The organism is Blautia sp. AF19-1 (assembly GCF_003479155.1).
Classification (GTDB): Bacteria; Bacillota; Clostridia; order Lachnospirales; family Lachnospiraceae; genus Fusicatenibacter; species Fusicatenibacter saccharivorans.
In genome coordinates this window covers 16,062-36,943 of record NZ_QUGQ01000025.1, presented here as the reverse complement: position 1 = coordinate 36,943, position 20,882 = coordinate 16,062, and the positions used below count along the sequence as shown (strand labels likewise).

Genomic DNA, 20,882 nt, shown 5'->3' with positions numbered 1-20,882 from the left:
TATCAGTTTTCCTTCATTGTCAGGAACATAAGCTCCATGGTTAAATCAAAATTAACATTCGCGTTCAGGCGGGCTCTCGCCTTCTGAATCGCCTCTATAATCTTCTCCAGGCCTTCGTATGAGCTCTTATTTGCTCTCTCACGAATTCCATTCAGCTCCTGCTTGAACACAAGGGAATCGACCTCTTTTGTCGCCTTAAAGAGCAGAACATCGCGGAACCATAAAGAAAAGATATCGAAATAATCATCAATATTGTCTTTTTCGGCCGTCAGTTTTTTGATCGTCTCCACGATTTCATACAGCGGCATACTGTCGGCGTACTTTGCCATGCGGAGTGCACTTTCCAGCGTCTCCTCGTATTCCGGAGAACGGGCAATCCGCTCTGCTTTTCCGATATTTCCCTGCGCCAGGGACGCATCAACCTCTGCCTGGTAATCCGGCACATGCATTTCGTTCATCAGATAATCTTTCACAAGCTGGTCTCCCACTGGTTTTAAATTTAACTGCACGCAGCGTGACGAAATCGTCGGAAGCAGCGCATCCGGGTTGTCTGCCAGAAGCATGACAACTGCGTAGGCCGGCGGCTCCTCGATCGTCTTCAGCAGCGCGTTCTGCGCCTGAAGTGTCAGCTTCTGCGCCTCGTCGATGATATAAATCTTGTACGGACTGCTGTACGGCTTGATCATCACATCGTTAATGAGCTGCTCGCGGATTTCATCGATGCTGATGGTGTTCGGCTTTTCATGCTTCACATAAATGATATCCGGATGATTCTGGCTCTGTGCCTTTTTACAGGACGGGCATTCCATACAGGGCTCGACCCCGTGCTTCTCGCACTGAAGCGTCATCGCAAACAGTGAAGCCATCATTTTCTTTCCCGATCCACTCTCTCCGCCAAAAAGATAAGCATGAGATACTTTATTCATCGAAATGGCATTCTGTAAATGCGTTATGATTTCCTGATGTCCTACAACCTTCTGAAAACCCTGCATAAAATCACCCCCTGGAGTTCTTTTGTATTTCTTACTAATACTGCATTAAGTATATCACAACTTTTTCTGTTGTTCCACAAAATTCTGAATTTCGGAAAAACAGTCTTCCGGCGTAGAATTATTGGAAAATCTGCGGACAATTCCAGCTTCCGCAATTTTCTCCTCCGTAAAATCCTCACAGTCCGCCAGGAATCTCCGGCACATCTCCGCGTATTTCGGCTCTGTCTGTTTTCTTTCCCGTTCCAGTGCCCGCGAAAGCCGCAGCCCATCGTCCACCTCGACATACAGCGGAACCATCGCCTGCTCCCCGAAGTATGCCTCTAATTTCAGATACGATTCCAGTGTCCCGATTCCGAGATAATCATGCTTCGCAAGATCAATCTGCCCGTCATCCGCCGTAAAATAATACCACGGCCCCTGCACCGTCGAATACATGCGCTCCTCGATAATCTTTCCGGCCTCCCGCAGTTCCGAAAGCCGTTTTTCATCCACAAAGAAATACTCTCTTCCGTCCTGCTCCCCGCTCCGGATCGGCCGTGTTGTATACAGGACAAACGGTTTTAAATCCAGCGCCGTCTCCTGGATCAGATGCTCATAAATATGATCTTTCCCTGACGCACTTTTTCCCATCAGATAGTAAATTTTTCCCATTTTATCTCTCCCCGAAACACAGATTCTTTATGCCTTAAACCGATATCCAACGCCCCAGATCGTCTCGATATACTGCGGCTTTGCCGTATTAAACTCTATTTTTTCACGGATCTTCTTGATATGCACCGTAACCGTCGCAATATCTCCGATGGACTCCATATCCCAGATCTCACGGAACAGCTCTTCTTTCGTGAAAACGCGGTTCGGATTCTCCGCAAGGAAGGTCAGCAGATCGAACTCTTTCGTTGTAAACTGCTTCTCCTCTCCGTTCACCCACACGCGTCGTGCCGTCTTGTCAATCTTGATGCCGCGGATCTCCACAACATCATTCTCTTTCTTGCCGTTTCCGACCAGACGGTCGTACCGTGCCAGATGCGCTTTCACGCGCGCAACCAGCTCACTCGGAGAAAATGGCTTCGTCATATAATCATCCGCACCAAGACCGAGTCCGCGGATTTTGTCGATATCATCCTTCTTTGCCGAAACCATGATAATCGGAATATCTTTCTTCTCACGCACCTCACGGCAGATCTCAAAGCCATCCACCTCCGGCAGCATCAGATCCAGAATCAACAGATCAAAATCCTCTTTGACCGCCCGTACAAGACCGGTGTCTCCCTGGTTTTCAATCTCCACCTCAAAGCCCGAAAGCTCGAGATAATCTTTCTCCAGATCTGCAATGGATTCCTCATCCTCAACAATCAGTATTTTACTCATGAAACAGGTACCTCCTGATATTTTCTTAATACAAAGTACATCGTGGTTCCCACCCCTTCTTTGCTGGTGGCCCACACTTTTCCGCCGTGGTCTTCAAGAATCTTCTTCACGATGGAAAGACCAATTCCGCTGCCGCCTCTCGTGCTGTTGCGGGACGCGTCGGTACGGTAGAAACGGTCGAAAATCTTCGTCAGATCCTTCGTCGCAATTCCCTTTCCGTTGTCCTCAATCTCCACCTGCACAAAATCTCCGACATCACGCAGACGGATGTTGATGACCTTATGGCTCTTGTCCATATATTTGATGGAATTGCTTACAATGTTATTGATGACACGCTTGATCTGCTCCGCATCCGCGATGACGACCGGGTCGTCCTCGAGATAATTAAAGTATGTCAGATCCACATGCTGCGCGTCAAGCTCCAGATTCAGTTCCTCCACGCAGTCATCAAAATAATCCGCAATGTGAATCTTGGAAAACGTATACGGAATGCGGTTCGTGTCAATCTTGGAATAAAACGTCAGCTCATTGATCAGACGGTCCATCTCATTCGCTTTGTTGTAAATGGTGCGGATGTAGCGGTCCATCTTCTCCGGCGTATTTGCCACACCGTCCATGATTCCCTCGACATAACCCTTGACCGCGGTAATCGGTGTTTTCAGATCATGCGAAATGTTACTGATCAGCTCTTTATTCTCTTTGTCAAACTCGACTTTTTCCTCCGCCGTCTCTTTCAGCCGGATACGCATCTCCTCAAAGTCCTCGCAGAGGTCATTAATCTCCGCCACGCCGCACGGTTCAACAGTGAAATCCAGATTTCCGTCTTTGATATTCTGTGTCGCCTTTTTCAGCTGCTCGAGCGGTCCGATCACACCGCGGTAAATCCAGAAGCTCAGGCCCAGACTGGTGAGCACCAGAATCAGCACAATCACGATGCCTAGCTCTTTTACCATGCCCGTAATCTGCGGCGCAATCTGGTCTGTCTTGGTGACGATAAACGCACTGCATTCTTTTCCGTCCGAGTTCTCATAGTCCACCTGTTTGACCATCCACTGTTTTTCATTGCGGAAATAAACGCCGCCCTTCAAATTGGCCCCCGGGTCACCGTATTTCGGCAGCTCATTTTCCAGCTCCTCCGACGACAGCTCCTCCGAGCCATTGTAAATGATAACACCATCCTCGCGCACCGCGATAAACGACTGTTTTTTCTGCAGTCTTGCATTCAGAACAGAGAGATAATTCGTTTCTTCCAGCTTTGCCGTATCCGATTTCGCGGTATCCTCTACTTCGTCGTACTCTTCTGATGTCATCGCATTCAGCAGCAGGGTGTTGTTCGAAATCGTCCGGTATGTTGCGTTCGCAAGACCGTATTTTTCACCGATAATCTTTGCTTTATACCCTACAAAAAAGTAAAACGTCAAGGCACACATCACGATCGGAACCAGTATGATGATGAAAAAAGAAATGATTACTCTCGTCCTTAATTTCATGCTTTTCTTCTTTTTTTCCATATAAGATCCACCTGTTTTCCAACACATATTTCGTACTTTTGCGCACAAAAAATCCCCAGTACGCAGTCTAAATTTATTATAGCACAACGCCTGAGGATTTTTCATTAACTTAGATGAATCTTTCTAAACTTTCTATAAACAGAAAAGCCTGAAATTAGAGGTATTTCTTCAGGTCTTCTACTTTATCCAGTTTCTCCCACGGCAGATCCAGATCGTTTCTTCCGAAGTGGCCGTAAGCGGAAGTCTGTTTGTAGATCGGACGGCGCAGATCCAGCATTTTGATAATTCCAGCCGGACGAAGGTCGAAGTTCTCACGAACGATATCGGTCAGTTTGTTGTCGGACAGTTTTCCTGTGCCGTAGCTGTCGATCATGATAGAGGTCGGATGAGCGACACCGATTGCGTAGGAAAGCTGGACCTCGCATTTGTCGGCAAGACCTGCTGCTACGATATTCTTTGCTACGTAACGTGCTGCATAAGCTGCAGAACGGTCTACCTTTGTACAGTCTTTTCCGGAGAAAGCTCCGCCGCCGTGACGAGCGTATCCGCCGTAGGTGTCTACGATGATCTTACGTCCGGTGAGGCCGGAATCTCCGTGAGGTCCGCCGATTACAAAACGGCCGGTCGGGTTGATGAAGAACTTGGTGTGCTCATCTACCATGTCTGCCGGAATGATTTCGTCGAATACGTATTTTTTGATATCCTCATGAATCTGCTCCTGGGATACTTCCGGATCATGCTGAGTGGAAAGAACAACCGCATCAAGACGGAACGGTTTGCCGTTCTCATCGTACTCTACGGTTACCTGTGTTTTTCCGTCCGGACGCAGGTAACTTAAAGTACCGTCTTTGCGGACTTTGGTCAGCTGACGAGCCAGTTTGTGTGCCATGTAGATCGGGTATGGCATGTACTCTTCGGTCTCGTTGGTTGCGAATCCGAACATCATTCCCTGATCTCCTGCTCCAATGGCATCGATCTCCTCATCGCTCATATTGTTCTCTTTTGCTTCGAGCGCTTTGTCTACACCCATAGCGATATCGGTGGACTGTTTGTCAATTGCAGTTACAACAGCGCAGGTATCTGCGTCAAATCCGTATTTTGCACGGTCGTAGCCGATTTCGCGAACGGTATCACGTACAACCTGCTGGAAATCAATGTGTGCGTTGGATGTAATCTCACCCATTACCATAACGTATCCTGTTGTAGTACAGGTTTCGCAAGCTACACGGCTCATCGGATCCTGCTCAAGCAGCGCATCCAGAATCGCGTCAGAAATGGCATCACAGATTTTGTCCGGATGTCCTTCGGTTACAGACTCAGAAGTAAACAGTCTTTTTTCCATTCTCGTTCTCCTTTTTTTCTTCTCTTCTCTTTTGATCTTCTATAAGATCTCTGAACAATAAAAAAGATCCGCAAGCGAAGCGGACCTGAATAGTAATGTTCAAATCCCCTTATTGTTCGAAAGTTTCGCTCAGGCTGGCACCTTCCCGTACAGAGCATTCTGTCTGGGGGTTGCCGTGGTTTCACAGATCCTATGTATCTCCACCACTCTGAATAAGAGAAAAGCAACTGAATTTTTGATTTTGTTTTTTGTTCCTCTGATACACTATCGCAAAATACGTCATTCGTCAAGAGGAAATGAAAGGAATTGAGACATTTTCTTAGAAGTGTCGGACTCAAACCGCCAAAATCCCGGAAAATACACTGCCCCGGAGCTTCTGGCGGATTTCCGAAGCCCCGGGGCAGCAAAAAATCATGTTTCTTTTTCGTGTTCTTTAATGTAAAGGAATCCCGTCCTGTTTTCCGGCGTGTATTCATCCGTCGGCACAATTTCAATCGTCACCGTCCGCGCTTTTCCATCCTGCTCGCAGTGATATGTGATTGTCTGCGCAGCCTTGGTTTCATCAAACCGCCGGCGGATCGCATCGAGATCTGTTTTTGCAAGATACTCGTCTTTGTCCTCCGGTACAATCCGGTCAGCCGCAGACAGATGCTCCAGCCAGGATGACAGACTCGTCGGTGCTCCGTCCTCCGTCTTCGGCGGTTCCCAGCTCAGGATCCGGTAGCTGTCCTTGTTCAGATTGATTTTCAGCACCTTCGGATACAGCTTGCAGAGCGCAATATACGCGGCCGGCTGTCCTCTCCGGTCCACGCCGTTCCGGCTGTAATACATCGCCTTTTTCTCATACATGCGGATATCCGCTGCATGCGCTATCTCGTGTACGGACTCCCACTCTTTCTCACGGCTTGAGACAATACCGTACGAAATCGTCATGGAATCGATCCGCTCACCCTTCCAGGACTCCACCGTTTCCACAAACTCGTGACGGATTTCCTGCATCCACTGTGAATTTATAAAGAGAATCGCGACAAACTCATCGCCGCCGATCCGGTAAACCTTTCCATAGTCATCAAACGACTTCCGGATGCAGTACGATGCCCCGCGCAGCAGTTCATCTCCCGCCGCATGGCCAAGACTGTCGTTCACAATTTTCAGTCCGTTGACATCCATGGAAACATAGACAAACTCCGTCGATGGCCGCAGCCCGCGGATATCCTTCTCATATGCTCTGCGGTTCAGACATCCCGTCAGTTCATCCGTATTCGATGTCTCGATAAGCATCTCTTCTTTCTTCTTCTCATTTTCAATGCTCTGAATCGTGAAAATTGCCTTCACCGGCTTCTCATTGATGTCTGCCCGGATCGTAACAAACGATGCACGGAACCAGCCAAAATCCTTTCCTACAAACTCTCCGGAGATAATTTTCTTTCCCTTCATGCGCTCCGCAACCGTGTGCAGATCTACGAACTGATCCGCCTGCTCCTGGTACGCCTCAATGACGGTCTCCGCCATAATCTCATGCATTCTCTGATCCGCATTCCGGTAAATCTTTCCGGTCTCCTGTTCCTCCGTCTGGTCGGAATAGGCAATGACGGAATCCTGTTCCAGATTTACCAGATACATCCGATAATAAATCTCTGCCATCGACGCCAGAATACCGTACTGCTCTTTTTTCTCCCGGTTTGCTTTCAGAACCCGCGAAACCAGATACAGCAGGATTGCACACGCAATGCACAGATACAGCGCAACCATCAGAATCGCAATCAGGTTGCTCTCATTATCCGCAGATACCGCAAAGGTAACACCAACCAGGTATTCTCCCAACGGTTCAAAAACGCAGTTGTATTTCTCTCCGTGGATTTTTACAATTCCGCTCACCATCTTTGTTCCGCCGAGGTACGCCCGCGGCATACCGATGGCTTCCAGCTTCTTTCCGATCGTATTCTCATCCGTTGCACCCAGGATTTCATGGGTATCGAGATCTGCCACGTAAAGATTCATGCCCTGATACATCGGCATATTGCTCACTACGGTCGATACATCATTCTGTTTGATCTCCGCCAGAAGCCGCACTGGTTCGATTCCGACCTGAATCATCTTATCTCCTGTGCTGTTCCAGGTGATCGCATACATCATGCTCCTTCCCTCCGAGGTGTTCGGCGTGATATCCTGGCACATCGTAAGACCCTTATTCTCCAGCATCGGCTTAAAGTACTCCATCTGCTCGCCGGAGTCAAAGCTGTATCCATAGTACTCCGGTTTTGTTCCGCTGTAAATTTTTCCCGTCGCATCAAACAGATAAATTTCGTCAATCGACATCAGCGACGCGATTTTCTGCAGCTCCTCCGTATCATTTTCCGCTTCCAGCCTCGACTCCAGAATGTACGACACTGCCCGCGCACGGATAACATAATCTTCCTTCATCGACCTGATCAGATCTATCTCATTCTTCTGATTTTTCTCAATAATGCTGATCGACTGATCCAGCAGCATCTGTGACGTCTTGTCCAAATTTTTACTGTTGACGTACATCAGAATCCCTGCCTGCAGAAACAGTGCCACAACGACCATTCCAACCATCAGAACGATGATGATCTTCCATTTTGTCCGGTCTGTAAATCTGCTTTTCTTCATCTCATAGCCCTTTTCTCTTCCATTTTTTCAAATCTCTTTTTCCTTCCCTTCTTCCGTCCCGGGAATGCGCAAAAATTTTCATTAGTACTCATACTATACCATACTTTCTTAAAATTTTCCTTATTTCATTACAATTATTTGTATAAATTTTATTTTTTATTAAAATAAAACATTATAAATTTGAGCATTTCTGACAAAAAGTGCAAAAAAGAAGGCGTCCCCGCTCTCCTTTCGGATTGCAGAAACGCCTCCTTATTTTTGTTATGAAAGATTTCAAGGTCATGGAAAGATCAGCAGATCTTATTTATGCCACTCCCAGTTGCGGATCTCTTCGAGGTCTTGACCGTACTCAGCGATGTACTGTTTGTGCTCGATGAGTTTGTCGTTCATCTTCTGGATCAGGTGAGCACCCTTGAAACGGTCAATCTTGTTCTGTACACGCATATCGAATGGAGTTGTAATGGTACCCTCCTCCTGATAGCCGTGAACGGACATGTTGTGGTTGTGACGCTCATAGGTCAGCTCGTGGATCAGAGTCGGATATCCGTGGAATGCGAAGATGATCGGTTTATCTTTTGTACTATAAGTGAGCAAGTTCGTGATTTTGCATAAAAAGAAAGACACCTTAAATCGTTCGTGTTGTATAATGAAAGTGCCTAAACAAACATTGCAACATTTACGAAAGAAGGTGCCTCTCGCAAATACTATACATCATTCTACATTCGTATACAACTCTTTTAAGAAATTAAATTTATGCTTTTTTTCACAGGCTCCTAGGGAGGGAAACTTACACTATGATCCAATGGAATATTCAAATGATGCTACACTCAAAATAACAGTAGCCTTTTCATCATTTTTTGAAAAAACCACCATTTGTAGAACGGTATTCTGTTCCCCACTCCACTGGTAAGTCTGGTTATCTAATCCAGTTGTCTCTACGTCTCCATATAAAGAATTCAGTTCATCGACTTCTTTTTGAATCCATTCTTTCGCATCTTTCTCAAGATAGAAAGTAAATGACACTTGATTTAATTGATCATTGGAAAATTCCAGATTCATGTTCGCTTTTGCATTGTCAAGAGAAAGTTCCTCTTCACTTGTATATGTTTTTGCGCTATCTTGGGTCTGTCCCAAATCTTTCTCATCAAATTTTAAAGAACTTTGATTAAAAGTTTCTTCTGTATCCATTCCCCAACTAAAATCTTCATACTGAAAAATCTGTTCTTTTGTACAAAGTCCTTTCAAATCTAGTTTTCTGATTTGATTTTCTCCATTTAATGCGCAACCAACCAAAAGAATCAATGGTAATAAAGCTGTGGCATGTCTTATTTTCATAATAGTGCCTCCTTATTATCTATCCTAAATCTTTGCTTCAACTTATCATTTCTAAATTAGTTCATGGGAAACACCTCTATTATTTTAAATTTTTGTTATTTTCTTGAAACTATTGTAACATGCCTGTTATTTTTTTACAATATATAGCGTTTCACAATAAAGTTCCGAAAATTTTATTTAACTTGCTGAAAATTAAATTTTTTAAAATGTGTAATTTTTCATATACTCACTCGTATAGGTAAGGTAATCAAGGAAATAATGGTGTTTCCAGTCAACTACCCACGACCTAAAGGTCATGGGTAGTTGACTTCCATCCATGCTGTTCCTACATACTGCGTATATCAAAATCCATGCTGTTCTTTAGCTGTACCGAAAATCCGCTCTATGGTTTCTTTTCTTATCTGCTGTATCTTTTCTTCTACTCTTCTGCTTTCATCTCGCGGACAATCTTCCGCAGCTTCAGAATCATGGACGGAGCAACAGAAAGCTCATCCACTCCCATTCGTACAAACTGCTCCGTCAATGTCAGATCTGCACCGAGCTCCCCGCAGATTCCTGCCCATTTTCCGCATTTGTGTGCATTTTCCACCACCATGCGAATCATCCGAAGAACGGCTTCATGGTGTGGATTGTAGAAATCATCCAGCTGCTCATTCTGACGATCAATCGCCAGGGTATACTGCGTCAGGTCATTCGTTCCGATGCTGAAGAAATCCACCATTTCCGCCAGACGGTCGCTGATCATCACGGCTGCCGGTGTCTCGATCATAATGCCCTGCTCCGGAATTTTATACTGCACTTCCTGTGCTTTCAGCTCTTCCTCTACCTCTGCAACAATTGCGTAGATTTTTTCTACCTCTTCTGTTGATGTGATCATCGGATACATGACAGAAAGGTTTCCGTAAACGGCTGCGCGGAACAATGCGCGAAGCTGCGCTTTAAAAATTTCCGGCTGTTTCAGACAAATCCGGATTGCACGGTACCCAAGCGCCGGATTTTCTTCTTTTCCAAGATTAAAGTATTCTACCTGCTTATCTGCCCCGATATCCAGCGTACGGATAATCACTTTTTTGCCTGCCATGGTCTGCACGGCCTGTTTATATGCCTGAAACTGTTCTTCCTCCGTTGGGAAATCATTTCTTCCAAGATAGAGGAATTCGCTTCGGAAAAGTCCAATTCCACCGGCGTCATTTTCCATCACATAGCCAAGGTCACCAACACTGCCGATATTTGCATAGATGTTGATCTTACGGCCATCCGGCGTAATATTTTCTTTTCCTTTCAACTCCTCAAGAAGCTTCTGTTTTTCTGCTTCTTCCTGCATTCTTTTTTCGGTTTCCTTCCGCACATCCTCCTCCGGCTCAAAGATAACCTGACCTGAAAAACCGTCTACAACGGCCGTCATGCCTGTTTTCAGACCATTTAAATCCATCGGGACGCCGATTAATGCCGGAATATTCATCATTCGCGCAAGAATCGCAGTATGAGAATTGGTAGATCCATGCACAGTCACAAACGCAAGTATTTTTTCTTTGTCCATCTGTACAGTTTCACTCGGACTTAAATCGTCTGCCACTATAACAGATGGTTCCATAGAACTCAGGTCGTTATCTCCCTCGCCGCTTAAATTGCGGACCAGACGTTCGGAAATATCTTTTACATCTGCGGAACGAGCCTTCATATATTCATCATCCATAGCTGCAAACATCTCTGCAAAATTATCGCCGGTTGCTGCCGCTGCATATTCTGCATTTACCAGTTCTGTCCGGATCATGTTCTCCATTGATTCCAGATAGTCCTCATCCTCCAGCATCATCTGATGGACTTCAAAGATCGCCGCACTTGCCTCTCCAACTTCCCGGACTGCCTTGTCATACAGTCTGCCAAGCTGTTTTTTCGAAACCTCCACGGCTTCTTTCACACGTTTTACTTCTGCTTCCGGATCTTCAATCCGGGCTCTTTTAACCTGGTAATCATTTTTCTTCAGAACCGCAACCGGTCCCATAACAATTCCTTTATATACGGATTTCCCCTGAAAATACTGCATTTTTTATCCTCCGAGCGTACTTTTTACAGATTTGCTTCGAAAAACGCTTTCAGCGTCTCAATCGCTGCATCTTCGTCCTCTCCGTTTGCTGCAACGGTTACGGTATCTCCCTGCTTTACACCAAGTGACATCAGCATCATCAGCTGAGTCAGTTTTTTCGTTTTCCCATCTTTTGTGATGGTGCATTCCGATGCAAAATTTTTTGCCTCCTTTACCAGCATTCCTGCCGGTCTTGCGTGGATTCCCAGTTCATCTTTAATGGTATATTCAAATGATTTCATGCTTTTATTCTCCTTCTTCTCTGTCCATAATCCGTTCTATGTGCATAGCGAGATATCCAATTTCGATCTCCTCCATCGGAAGTTTCAGCCTCTTTTCCATCTCCTCACAGATTCGTTTCGCCGCCTGAAAGGCTTTCGGAAACTTTACGGACATGTAGTCATTCATATTTACTTTCAGTTTTTCCCCACTGACCGCTCTTGCAACCATATAGCGGATATGGTTCATCATACGGTTATACGACAACGACATCACATCGATGGTATGCCCGGTGATATGCTCCACCAAAGAAATGCTCTCCCGGACTGCTCTTGCCACTTCCATGGCCTGTGAAACATTTTCCTCCACAATTGCCGAATGAACATGAAGTGCAAGATAGCCGATTTCATGTTCATCAATTTCGATCTGAAGCCGTTCTTTTAAAAGCTCCCTGATACAGGAAGCAACTTTATACTCTTTGTAAAACATCACACGGATATCGTCGGTGAGCGGATTGCTGATCTGCTCACCGTTCTGAATCCGCCGGACAGCAAAATCCAGATGATCTGCCATTGGAAAGACGATGGAACGGTCAATTTTTCCAAATTCCTTTTCTGCCTCGTCAAGCACGGCACTCGCCAGCTCCAGGCTGAGCGGAGAAACGCCCTGTACAATGGTTCTGGCATTTCCTCTCTCCGTCATCTCCGTCAGGGAATAAATGCGGGTATCGTCTCCCGGCTGTACACGCTGTCCCGTTTTTTTCCCAAATGCAATTCCTTTCCCCATGACCAGATATTCCCGGTTATTTCCTTCTTCCACACCAATAAATGAATTGTGGTTCAGTGTTTTTGCTATCCTGTACATTCTTCTCACCCGTTTTTAAGGCACAGCTTACGCGAGAATCTCAATCGCAAATAAAGGATCTCCTGCTTTTACCGGTCCGTCTGTCAAAAGACGGATTCTCTGGTTCTCCTCCAGCTCTGTGCAAAGAACCGGTGACGTAACCGACGGCGCATGTGTTTTCAGATATTCCAGATCCAGCTTCAGCATCGGATCACCTTTTTTCACGGTCTGACCGCTTTCTACCAGTGCCTCAAATCCCTCTCCGTTCAGTTTTACTGTATCAATTCCGACATGAATCAGAAGGCTGACCCCGGAATCGGTTACAAATCCAATTGCATGTTTTGTGTCAAAAACAAACGCAACTTCTCCGTCCTCCGGAGCACGCACATAAGGATCTTCCGGTGTTACAACAGCGCCGTCTCCCATCATCTTTTCCGCAAATGCTTCGTCCGGCGCAGTAGAAAGATCGGCAGCCAGTCCGCTCATCGGACTGCAGACAGTAATCGTATCCACAACCTTCTGTTCTTTTGTTTCCTGCGCTGGCTCCGCCTCTTTTTGGGCTGGTGCATTTTCTGCTTCTGCATTTTCTGCTTCCGCATACGTATTCGGAGCTTTTTCCAGATAATCCTCTAAATTTGATTTTATCACAGTTACATTTGGTCCGTAAATAACCTGTACGCCATTTCCTTTATGCACAACACCAGATGCTCCTGTCGTCTTTAAAATACTATCGCTGACTTTCGCCGCATCGTGAACCGTACAGCGCAGTCTTGTTGCACAGCAGTCCACATCCGAAATATTTTTCTTTCCGCCAAGACCTTTTGTGATCGCTTCACTCATGGCATCTTCCGATGCCACCCCATCGTTTTGCGCCTCTTTTCTTGCATTTACATCTGCTTTCGTATAAAGCTTGGTTTCTACATCATCATCCTCACGACCCGGTGTCTTAAAATCAAACTTTTTAATCATGAATTTGAAGATAAAATAGTACAGGAAGAAATAAAGAATGCCGACCGGAATCACCCTCATCCAGCTTGTCTTTTCATTTCCCTGCAAAATACCGAACAGGAAGAAGTCCAGAAGTCCGCCGGAAAAGGTAAGACCTACTGCGATATTCAGGATGTGTGCGATCATATAAGCTGTTCCCGCAAGAATAACCTGCACGACAAACAACGCCGGTGCAACAAACAGGAACGAGAATTCCAACGGTTCTGTGATACCGGTTGCCATACACGCAAGTGCTGCGGAAAGAAGCAAACCGCCTGCTGCTTTTTTCTTCTCCGGTTTCGCACAATGGTACATGGCAAGTGCCGCTCCCGGAAGTCCGAAAATCATAAAAATAAATTCTCCGGAGAAATATCTCGTTGCATCTGCACTGAAATGTGCGACATTCGCAGAATCCGCAAGCTGTGCGAAGAAAATATTCTGTCCGCCCTGCACCATCTGTCCTGCCACTTCCATGGTACCTCCGACTGCTGTCTGCCAGAACGGCATATAGAATACGTGATGCAGACCAAATGGAATCAGTGCTCGCTTAATCAGACCGAAAATCAGCGTTCCGACATAACCGGAGCCGGTTACCAGGCCACCCAGCGCATAAATGCCGTTCTGTACAACCGGCCATACAAAATACATTATAATTCCCACAAACATATAGACGATCGTAGAAATAATCGGTACAAAACGAGTACCTCCAAAGAAAGAAAGTGCATTCGGAAGCTGGATCCGGTAAAAACGATTATGAAGTGCAGCAACTCCAAGACCGACAATAATACCGCCAAACACACCCATCTGCAGTGACTGAATACCGCAGACAGAAGTGATGGTTCCTTCCAGAACGGATTCTGCAATTTCTCCGTTTTCCAGAATCTGACCCGTAATGGTCAGCATTGCGTTAATCGCTGTATTCATAACAAAATACGCAATAACGGCTGACAGGGCAGAAACCTCTTTTTCCTTCTTTGCCATACCAATTGCAACACCTACCGCAAAAATCAGCGGCAGGTTATCAAACACTGCACTTCCTACTTTGTTCATGATCACCAGCAGTGCATGAAGAATTGTGCCGTTGCCGAGCAAGCTTGTCAGCCCGTACGTTTCAATCGTGGTTGCATTGGTAAATGAGCTTCCGATTCCCAGCAAAAGTCCGGCTACCGGAAGGATTGCGATCGGGAGCATAAAGCTTCTTCCCACTCGCTGCAGAACACTAAAAATTTTGTCCTTCATTTTTTTACTCCTTGTGTAGTTTATACTTTTTACAAGAAAAGTTTCTGCGGTTTTGCATCTTTTTAGCCGGTCTGTACTCTTTTTTCTAAAACAGAGCACAAAAAAGAGACACTAACCCACATAAACAATTCCTGTTATGTATAGTTAATGCCTCCAAAAATCGAGTTACACACTACAACTGTAGTTGAATATAGCACAGATAAATCTCTTTTGTCAAGTCAGTTCTTATTATTTGAAAGATAAAAATAATTCACAATAATAGTAGTAAAATTTAAGCCAATTTCTTCGCAATAAGGTAAAATAAAATAAAAGAACGGTACCTTTTATTGCACCGTCCTTTTTGTCAACATTTGTTTTATACTGTTTTTACGCTCTTAACCGGAATTTCTGGATGTCCTTTGCATTATTCACACGCTCAATTTCAGCGCCGAGTCCACGGAGCTTTCCGTCGAAGTCCTCGTATCCGCGCAGAATGTATACAATATCATCCACCACGGTAACACCCTCTGCTGCAAGACCTGCAATAACAAGTGCTGCTCCGGCGCGAAGATCCGGTGCGGAAACCTCTGCTCCGGTAAATTTCTCTACGCCGTCGATGATCGCCGTGTTGCCTTCTACTTTAATACAGGCGCCCATACGTGCCAGCTCATCCGCATATTTAAAACGATTTTCAAAAATACTCTCTGTTACAATACTCGTACCGTTTGCCAGTGCCAGTGTAACCGCAATCTGCGGCTGCATATCGGTCGGGTAACCCGGATACGGCTGTGTCTTTACGTGTGTTCTGCCCAGACGTTTGCTTGCGCTCACACGGATGGAATCGTCAAACTCTTCTACGTCGCAGCCAATCTCCTCGAGCTTTGCGGTTGTTGCTTCCAGATGCTTTGGAATCACGTTTTTAATCAGCACATCGCCCTTTGTAGCTGCTGCTGCAAACATATACGTACCTGCCTCGATCATATCCGGTACGACCGCATAGCTGGTTCCGTGCAGGGTATCGACACCCTTGATCCGAATCACGTCGGTTCCTGCTCCTTTGATGTTTGCTCCCATGCTGTTCAGGAAGTTCGCCACATCGACAACGTGCGGCTCTTTCGCTGCATTCTCAATCGTTGTATTTCCTCTTGCCATCGAAGCTGCCATCATGATGTTGATGGTGGCTCCAACGGAAACCATATCCAGGAAAATGTGGCTTCCATGCAGATCTGCCGCACTTGCCACGATTGCGCCATGACGGATGCTTACCTCAGCACCGAGTGCGCGGAATCCCTTTAAATGCTGGTCGATCGGACGGCTTCCAATGTTACATCCGCCCGGAAGCGGAACTTCCGCTCTTTTGTATTTTCCAAGCAGCGCGCCTAAAAGATAATAAGACGCACGGATTTTTTTGATATATTCATAATCAACGCTCAGATCTCCGATAGTCGATGCATTGATCCGCACGGTATGACGGTCGATGCGGTCCACAGTGGCTCCGATCTCTGCAATTGCTTCCAGAAGTACATTAATATCGCTGACATCCGGCAGATTTTCGATCAGAACCGTTTCGTCGGTCATCGTTGCTGCCGTAAGAATTGCAAGCGCCGCGTTTTTTGCTCCCCCGATTTCCACTTCGCCCACAAGAGGATTTCCACCTCTGATGACATACTGTTCCATATATTCACCTCAAATTTTCTTTTTCATAACTTAATGAGTGTGTTTTATCCGAAATAACGATTCAAAGTCTGTTCTGCTGTTTTTTTTACACACTCCGGACTCACTGAAACGCACTGCTCCCCGCAGTGATTTTTCAGTCTCCCCTTATCTTAACTCAAATCTAATATTTTGTAAATCAATTTTAATATATTCCGTACTATTTCCGTTTTTTTCCACCGTTTCCGGTCAGGAATATTCAGAGAAACGTTATATGTAATTTCTAACTTTCAGAACATTTTCCTTATTATTACGTAATATTATGTTTTTGAAAATTCTCCGAATATTCCACCCGTTCCTTCTTACATGCCAATCTGCTCGCGAAGTGCCAGAATCGTGCCCTGGATATCCTTTCCGCTCTCATCGACCGTAATCTCGGCATACTGTTCATACAGTTTACTTCTCTCATCGTAAAGATCTTTGAGCGTCTGACCCTCTTTCAGCACAACGCCGCGTCCCTTCAGGTTTCCAAGACGCTTTGCCAGATCCTCATACGACAGCTTCAGGTAAACGATTATTCCAATCTCTTTAAAATGCTCCATCGCCTCTTTTCCGTAAATGGCGCTGCCGCCCGGTGCAATGACGCTTTCATCGGCTTCCAGAGTCGCATTGACCTCATTCTCAATCGCAAGAAAGCCTTCATTTCCCTCATCTGCAATAATCTCGCGCAGAAGACGTTTCTCCCGATGCTGAATCACAAGATCCGTATCAATAAACTCATACCCCAAAGCCTTTGCAAGGATAACTCCAACGCTGCTTTTGCCGGCTCCCGGCATTCCTATTAATATAATATTCCGTTTCTTCAAGTTTTATTCCTCCTGCTGTCCTGTATGTACTCTCGGAATCTTTTTGTTTCCTCTATCTCTGCAGATTTGTTCCGCCCTGCTTCATGATCTGCTCAATCTCTTTTTCGCTGACCACGTTGGCATCGTGCTGAATCATCAGCTTTAAGACGCTTGCAGAAATCGCAAAATCGATGATTCTCTGCGGCGCAAAATCATGCGCCATCGCGTGAATCAGTCCTGCACCAAACGCATCACCGGCTCCGACTGCCTCAAAGCTGTGTACTTTGTGAACCGGGCTCTCATAGAATTTTCCGTCTTTCAGGTAAATTCCCATCCAGTCGCCGTCCTCCACGGTGTAGAGATTGCGCAGCACGCTCGCAACTGCTTTACAGTTCGGGAACTGTTTCTGAATTTCCAGCATGCCCTCTTTGTAAGACTCGATCTGTTCAATGCCGCGCGACATATCTCCATCATACGCCGGAATGCCAAGCGATGATTCAAAGTCCTCATCATTTGCAATGCAGACATCCACGTAAGACATCAGACGGCGCATGACGCGCTGTGCGTCCTTTGCTGACCACATTTTTCCGCGGTAGTTGAGATCACATACCACCTGAATTTTTTTCTCTTTGCAGAGCATAAGAGCGATCTCCAGCGTCTTTTCGATCTCGCAGCTGATGGCCGGCGTGATACCGGAGAAATAAAAGAGATCCACGCCCTCGAGCAGTTTTTCCCAGTCAAACTCCTCCGCTTCTGCCATCGCGATCGCGCTGTAGGCGCGGTCATAAACCACGCTCGTCGGTCGGATGTTGGTTCCCTTTTCAAAATAGTAAATACCGACGCGGCCGCCGCCCCGCAGAACACGGGTCGTATCCACACCGAACCGGCGGATTTCATTGATGGCCGCCTGTCCGACCTGGTGCTCCGGCACTTTTGTCACGTAGGAAACATCGTTCCCGAGTGTTGCCAGAGAAACCGCGACGTTCGCCTCCGCGCCGCCGTAACTGGCTTCAAAGGTATCTGCCTGCAGTATTTTCAGATGCTCCGGTGTTTTTAAACGCAGCATCAGTTCTCCGAATGTAAGTATTTTCATGATAAAATCCCCTCCAGAAACATTTTGTTTTTCACCTCAATACCTTTTTATCTTACGCTGTTTTCTCCCCGGACGCAAGAAAAAAAGCGCAAAAAAGCGGCTTCCTGTTTCGATTCAGAAGCCGCTTTTTCTGCGTTTTCTCTTATTCTTTTACTGCTCCCAGTGTAATACCGGTTACGAAGTATTTCTGCAGGAACGGATATACAATCAGCATAGGAACAAGGGCGATAAATACCTTTGCTGCCTCCAGTGATTTGTTGGAGTTCTGTGCTAACTGCTGATACTGCTCTGCAGTCAGGGTTACGCCTACCGGGATCTGAACGGAGATCTGACGGATGTAGGTCTGTAACGGATAGTTCGTCTCTTTGTTCATTAATACCAGGCCCTGGAAATACTCGTTCCAGTAACCAACGGATGTAAACAGGACGATGGTTGCGATAACCGGTTTGGAACACGGAACTACAATCTGCCACAGGATACGCCACGGGCCGGCGCCGTCTACACGGGCTGCCTCCTCGAGGTCTCCCGGGATGCCGCGGAAGAAGTTCATCATCAGGAGTACGTTGAATACCGGAACAGAACCAGCCAGAACCAGTGCTGCCATCGTATCGATCATACCATAATTTTTAACGGTGATGAACCACGGAATGGTACCACCATTGAACAGCATACAGAATACCAGGATCCACATCAGGACATTTCTCGGTTTGTACTCTGTTTTGCTCTTTGCCAGCGGATAGGACATCATAATCAGGACAACCATGGTCCATATGGTTCCAATCACAACTCGCTTGATGGAAATCCAGAAGGAATTCCAGAATGCGGAATCACCCATAATCAGGCTGTAGGATTTTACGTTTGATCCGATCGGGTAAATCGTTACAAGACCACCCTCAGCGGCTGCTTTTGAAGAAATAGATACGCAGAACGTATACCATAACGGATAAAAACAGCTGAATGCCAGGAGAATCAGGATGATAGCATTTATGACTTTAAACGCTTTGCTGCCAAAACTCTTGCTTTCTATCATAATTTCTGCCCTCCTTAGAAAATCTTGTAATCAGCAAACTTGTAAGCACAAACATAAGAAGTAACAACCAGCACGAAGCTGACAACAGATTTAAAGAGACCTGCTGCAGTAGCCAGCGAGAACTGCATGTTTGTAATACCAATACGGTATACGTATGTATCGATGATATCACCAGTTTCAATAACCAGCTGGTTGTACATGTTGAATACCTGGTCGAAACCTGCATTCAGAACGTTGCCCATTGCCAGTGTGGTCAGAAGAACGATGGTCGGAACCAGTCCCGGGATGGTGATGTGCCATACACGTTTCCAGCGGCTTGCGCCGTCGATTGCGGCTGCCTCGTAAAGGCTCGGGCTGATGCCGGTCAGCGCTGCAAGATAAATAACTGCGTTGTAACCGAACTCTTTCCATACATCGGTTCCGATCAGTAACTGACGGAAGATGCCAGGCATGGTCATCGGAAGAACGGTATCCGTTGCACCCATTGCGCTGCGGACCGTGTTGAAAATTCCGTTTGCGCCAAGGATATTGGTGATGATGTTTGCAAGGATAACCCAGGATACGAAGTGCGGCAGATATACGATCGTCTGAACCGTCTTTTTGAACTTCATATTCTTTACCTCATTCAGCAGCAGTGCGAACACCAGCGGAATGATGATATTCAGAATAACCTTTGCGATTGCAATAATCAGAGTATTGACAAGTGCCCGTTTTGCATCCGGGATAACGGTCAGGTATTTAAACCATTTCAAACCTACCCACGGAGAGCCGAACCATCCTTTGCTCGGATTGTAATCCTGGAATGCCATTACAATACCAACCATCGGAACGATAGAAAACATAAACAGCCAGATATAACCCGGCAGAACCATTAACGTATAGTGAAAGGAATTTGACAGCCCGAGACGGCCTTTTTTCTTCTTCACGGCAAGCTCCTCCTTTGATGTCATTCTTTTAAAGTAGTGGGGTACAGGTTTTCCTGTACCCCACCCTCCACATCATACATTTACATTAGTTACTCAGCCAGGTAATCTTTTACCAGCTCAAGGATCTGATCACCACCCTGTACATGCCAGTCGGTGCAGAACTGATCCCACTCGTCAAGGCTCTTCGCACCAGTGATGAACTGAAGGATACTCTTGTCTTCCAGGTCAGAAATCTGGGTCCAGTAGGTATCCATTCCGTCGATGGTGTAGTACAGTTCAGAATAGATCTTGTGATCCGGCTCAAGTGTTGCGTATGGACGATCACCAATCAGCAGTGCATAGAATCTGTTGAACTGTCCGTTGTTGGTGTTGACATCCATATCGGTTACTGTCAGATCTCTGGATCCGTCATAGTCCTCAGAGATAACGTCTTTCAGAGTTGCGGCATCGTTTGCCAGGTTCTTGTACAGACCGTTGAATTTGCTTCCGCCCTGCTGATAATCATCTGCGCTTGCTTCGCCTTTGATGATTCCCATCAGTGCATCATACTCATACTCGCACTCATCGGTAGCTGCCATACAGTTACGCAGCGGATACCAGCCGATTGCTACAGAAGTATCGAAGGTAGACTCATCACGAACGAGTACGTTGTTCATGATAACAATGGCTTTCTTCACATCATCCGATGCGTTTTTGTTTGCCATAGTATAAGTGGTTCCAACGTCTTTCATATGAATATTCCACTCACCGTCTTTGGTGTACAGCGGATATGCCTGCCAGTTTGCATTGTTATCGTTACG

The 20,882-nt window shown here is 46.0% G+C and carries 18 protein-coding genes and 1 riboswitch; all 18 genes read right to left on the bottom strand.

The window, feature by feature from the left end:
* Window positions 1-2 precede the first annotated feature (2 nt).
* Window positions 3-992: a DNA polymerase III subunit delta' gene (gene holB / locus DWX26_RS14690; RefSeq protein ID WP_022461270.1), complete on the bottom strand. Its 990-nt coding sequence runs from the start codon at window positions 990-992 to the stop codon at window positions 3-5.
* 54 nt (window positions 993-1,046) lie between these two features.
* Window positions 1,047-1,643, bottom strand: a complete 597-nt coding sequence (locus DWX26_RS14685; RefSeq protein ID WP_118601692.1) for a guanylate kinase — start codon at window positions 1,641-1,643, stop codon at window positions 1,047-1,049.
* 27 nt (window positions 1,644-1,670) lie between these two features.
* Window positions 1,671-2,360, bottom strand: a complete 690-nt coding sequence (locus DWX26_RS14680) for a response regulator transcription factor (RefSeq protein WP_022461272.1) — start codon at window positions 2,358-2,360, stop codon at window positions 1,671-1,673.
* Window positions 2,357-3,850 (bottom strand): sensor histidine kinase, encoded by a 1,494-nt coding sequence (locus DWX26_RS14675; RefSeq protein ID WP_055267274.1) that lies wholly within the window; start codon window positions 3,848-3,850, stop codon window positions 2,357-2,359. The genes DWX26_RS14680 and DWX26_RS14675 overlap by 4 nt, the downstream gene beginning before the upstream one ends.
* A 175-nt stretch (window positions 3,851-4,025) precedes the next feature.
* A complete protein-coding gene (gene metK, locus DWX26_RS14670) occupies window positions 4,026-5,213 on the bottom strand; it encodes a methionine adenosyltransferase (RefSeq protein WP_117510700.1) in 1,188 nt (395 codons plus the stop codon).
* 106 nt (window positions 5,214-5,319) lie between these two features.
* Window positions 5,320-5,432: riboswitch (SAM riboswitch) on the bottom strand.
* Between the two features lie 192 nt (window positions 5,433-5,624).
* Window positions 5,625-7,847, bottom strand: coding sequence for a sensor domain-containing diguanylate cyclase (locus tag DWX26_RS14665; RefSeq protein WP_118601691.1), 2,223 nt, complete (start codon window positions 7,845-7,847; stop codon window positions 5,625-5,627).
* A 300-nt stretch (window positions 7,848-8,147) separates the two neighbouring features.
* Window positions 8,148-8,441, bottom strand: coding sequence for a hypothetical protein (locus DWX26_RS14660; protein WP_330423018.1), 294 nt, complete (start codon window positions 8,439-8,441; stop codon window positions 8,148-8,150).
* Between the two features lie 198 nt (window positions 8,442-8,639).
* Entirely contained in the window at window positions 8,640-9,182 is a 543-nt protein-coding gene (locus DWX26_RS14655; protein ID WP_118601690.1) for a hypothetical protein, read from the bottom strand.
* Between the two features lie 418 nt (window positions 9,183-9,600).
* Window positions 9,601-11,229, bottom strand: a complete 1,629-nt coding sequence (gene ptsP / locus DWX26_RS14650; RefSeq protein WP_117510698.1) for a phosphoenolpyruvate--protein phosphotransferase — start codon at window positions 11,227-11,229, stop codon at window positions 9,601-9,603.
* 23 nt (window positions 11,230-11,252) lie between these two features.
* Complete coding sequence (locus tag DWX26_RS14645) at window positions 11,253-11,510, bottom strand: HPr family phosphocarrier protein (protein WP_117801790.1); 258 nt, start codon at window positions 11,508-11,510, stop codon at window positions 11,253-11,255.
* 4 nt (window positions 11,511-11,514) lie between these two features.
* Window positions 11,515-12,351, bottom strand: a complete 837-nt coding sequence (locus tag DWX26_RS14640) for a PRD domain-containing protein (RefSeq protein ID WP_118601689.1) — start codon at window positions 12,349-12,351, stop codon at window positions 11,515-11,517.
* 27 nt (window positions 12,352-12,378) lie between these two features.
* Window positions 12,379-14,556 (bottom strand): PTS transporter subunit IIABC, encoded by a 2,178-nt coding sequence (locus DWX26_RS14635; protein WP_118601688.1) that lies wholly within the window; start codon window positions 14,554-14,556, stop codon window positions 12,379-12,381.
* A gap of 366 nt (window positions 14,557-14,922) precedes the next feature.
* The gene (locus tag DWX26_RS14630) at window positions 14,923-16,212 is read right to left on the bottom strand and encodes a UDP-N-acetylglucosamine 1-carboxyvinyltransferase (RefSeq protein WP_055226306.1); all 1,290 of its coding nucleotides are present in this window, start codon (window positions 16,210-16,212) and stop codon (window positions 14,923-14,925) included.
* 338 nt (window positions 16,213-16,550) lie between these two features.
* Window positions 16,551-17,054, bottom strand: a complete 504-nt coding sequence (locus DWX26_RS14625) for a shikimate kinase (RefSeq protein ID WP_117801787.1) — start codon at window positions 17,052-17,054, stop codon at window positions 16,551-16,553.
* A gap of 52 nt (window positions 17,055-17,106) precedes the next feature.
* Window positions 17,107-18,126, bottom strand: coding sequence for a sugar kinase (locus DWX26_RS14620; RefSeq protein ID WP_118601687.1), 1,020 nt, complete (start codon window positions 18,124-18,126; stop codon window positions 17,107-17,109).
* A 142-nt stretch (window positions 18,127-18,268) separates the two neighbouring features.
* Complete coding sequence (locus tag DWX26_RS14615; RefSeq protein ID WP_117510684.1) at window positions 18,269-19,156, bottom strand: carbohydrate ABC transporter permease; 888 nt, start codon at window positions 19,154-19,156, stop codon at window positions 18,269-18,271.
* 14 nt (window positions 19,157-19,170) lie between these two features.
* The gene (locus DWX26_RS14610; RefSeq protein ID WP_238046142.1) at window positions 19,171-20,082 is read right to left on the bottom strand and encodes an ABC transporter permease; all 912 of its coding nucleotides are present in this window, start codon (window positions 20,080-20,082) and stop codon (window positions 19,171-19,173) included.
* A gap of 89 nt (window positions 20,083-20,171) precedes the next feature.
* Window positions 20,172-20,813 (bottom strand): hypothetical protein, encoded by a 642-nt coding sequence (locus DWX26_RS14605; protein WP_118601686.1) that lies wholly within the window; start codon window positions 20,811-20,813, stop codon window positions 20,172-20,174.
* Window positions 20,814-20,882 lie beyond the last annotated feature (69 nt).

Excerpts from the sequence above, each read along its gene's own strand:
- DWX26_RS14665 (WP_118601691.1), bottom strand. The coding sequence starts at position 7,847 with ATGAAGAAAAGCAGATTTACAGACCGGACAAAATGGAAGATCATCATC.
- DWX26_RS14635 (WP_118601688.1), bottom strand. The coding sequence starts at position 14,556 with ATGAAGGACAAAATTTTTAGTGTTCTGCAGCGAGTGGGAAGAAGCTTT.
- ptsP (WP_117510698.1), bottom strand. The coding sequence starts at position 11,229 with ATGCAGTATTTTCAGGGGAAATCCGTATATAAAGGAATTGTTATGGGA.
- DWX26_RS14630 (WP_055226306.1), bottom strand. The coding sequence starts at position 16,212 with ATGGAACAGTATGTCATCAGAGGTGGAAATCCTCTTGTGGGCGAAGTG.
- DWX26_RS14640 (WP_118601689.1), bottom strand. The coding sequence starts at position 12,351 with ATGTACAGGATAGCAAAAACACTGAACCACAATTCATTTATTGGTGTG.
- DWX26_RS14645 (WP_117801790.1), bottom strand. The coding sequence starts at position 11,510 with ATGAAATCATTTGAATATACCATTAAAGATGAACTGGGAATCCACGCA.
- metK (WP_117510700.1), bottom strand. The coding sequence starts at position 5,213 with ATGGAAAAAAGACTGTTTACTTCTGAGTCTGTAACCGAAGGACATCCG.
- DWX26_RS14615 (WP_117510684.1), bottom strand. The coding sequence starts at position 19,156 with ATGATAGAAAGCAAGAGTTTTGGCAGCAAAGCGTTTAAAGTCATAAAT.
- holB (WP_022461270.1), bottom strand. The coding sequence starts at position 992 with ATGCAGGGTTTTCAGAAGGTTGTAGGACATCAGGAAATCATAACGCAT.
- DWX26_RS14655 (WP_118601690.1), bottom strand. The coding sequence starts at position 9,182 with ATGAAAATAAGACATGCCACAGCTTTATTACCATTGATTCTTTTGGTT.
- DWX26_RS14675 (WP_055267274.1), bottom strand. The coding sequence starts at position 3,850 with ATGAAATTAAGGACGAGAGTAATCATTTCTTTTTTCATCATCATACTG.
- DWX26_RS14685 (WP_118601692.1), bottom strand. The coding sequence starts at position 1,643 with ATGGGAAAAATTTACTATCTGATGGGAAAAAGTGCGTCAGGGAAAGAT.
- DWX26_RS14605 (WP_118601686.1), bottom strand. The coding sequence starts at position 20,813 with ATGAAAGACGTTGGAACCACTTATACTATGGCAAACAAAAACGCATCG.
- DWX26_RS14620 (WP_118601687.1), bottom strand. The coding sequence starts at position 18,126 with ATGAAAATACTTACATTCGGAGAACTGATGCTGCGTTTAAAAACACCG.
- DWX26_RS14680 (WP_022461272.1), bottom strand. The coding sequence starts at position 2,360 with ATGAGTAAAATACTGATTGTTGAGGATGAGGAATCCATTGCAGATCTG.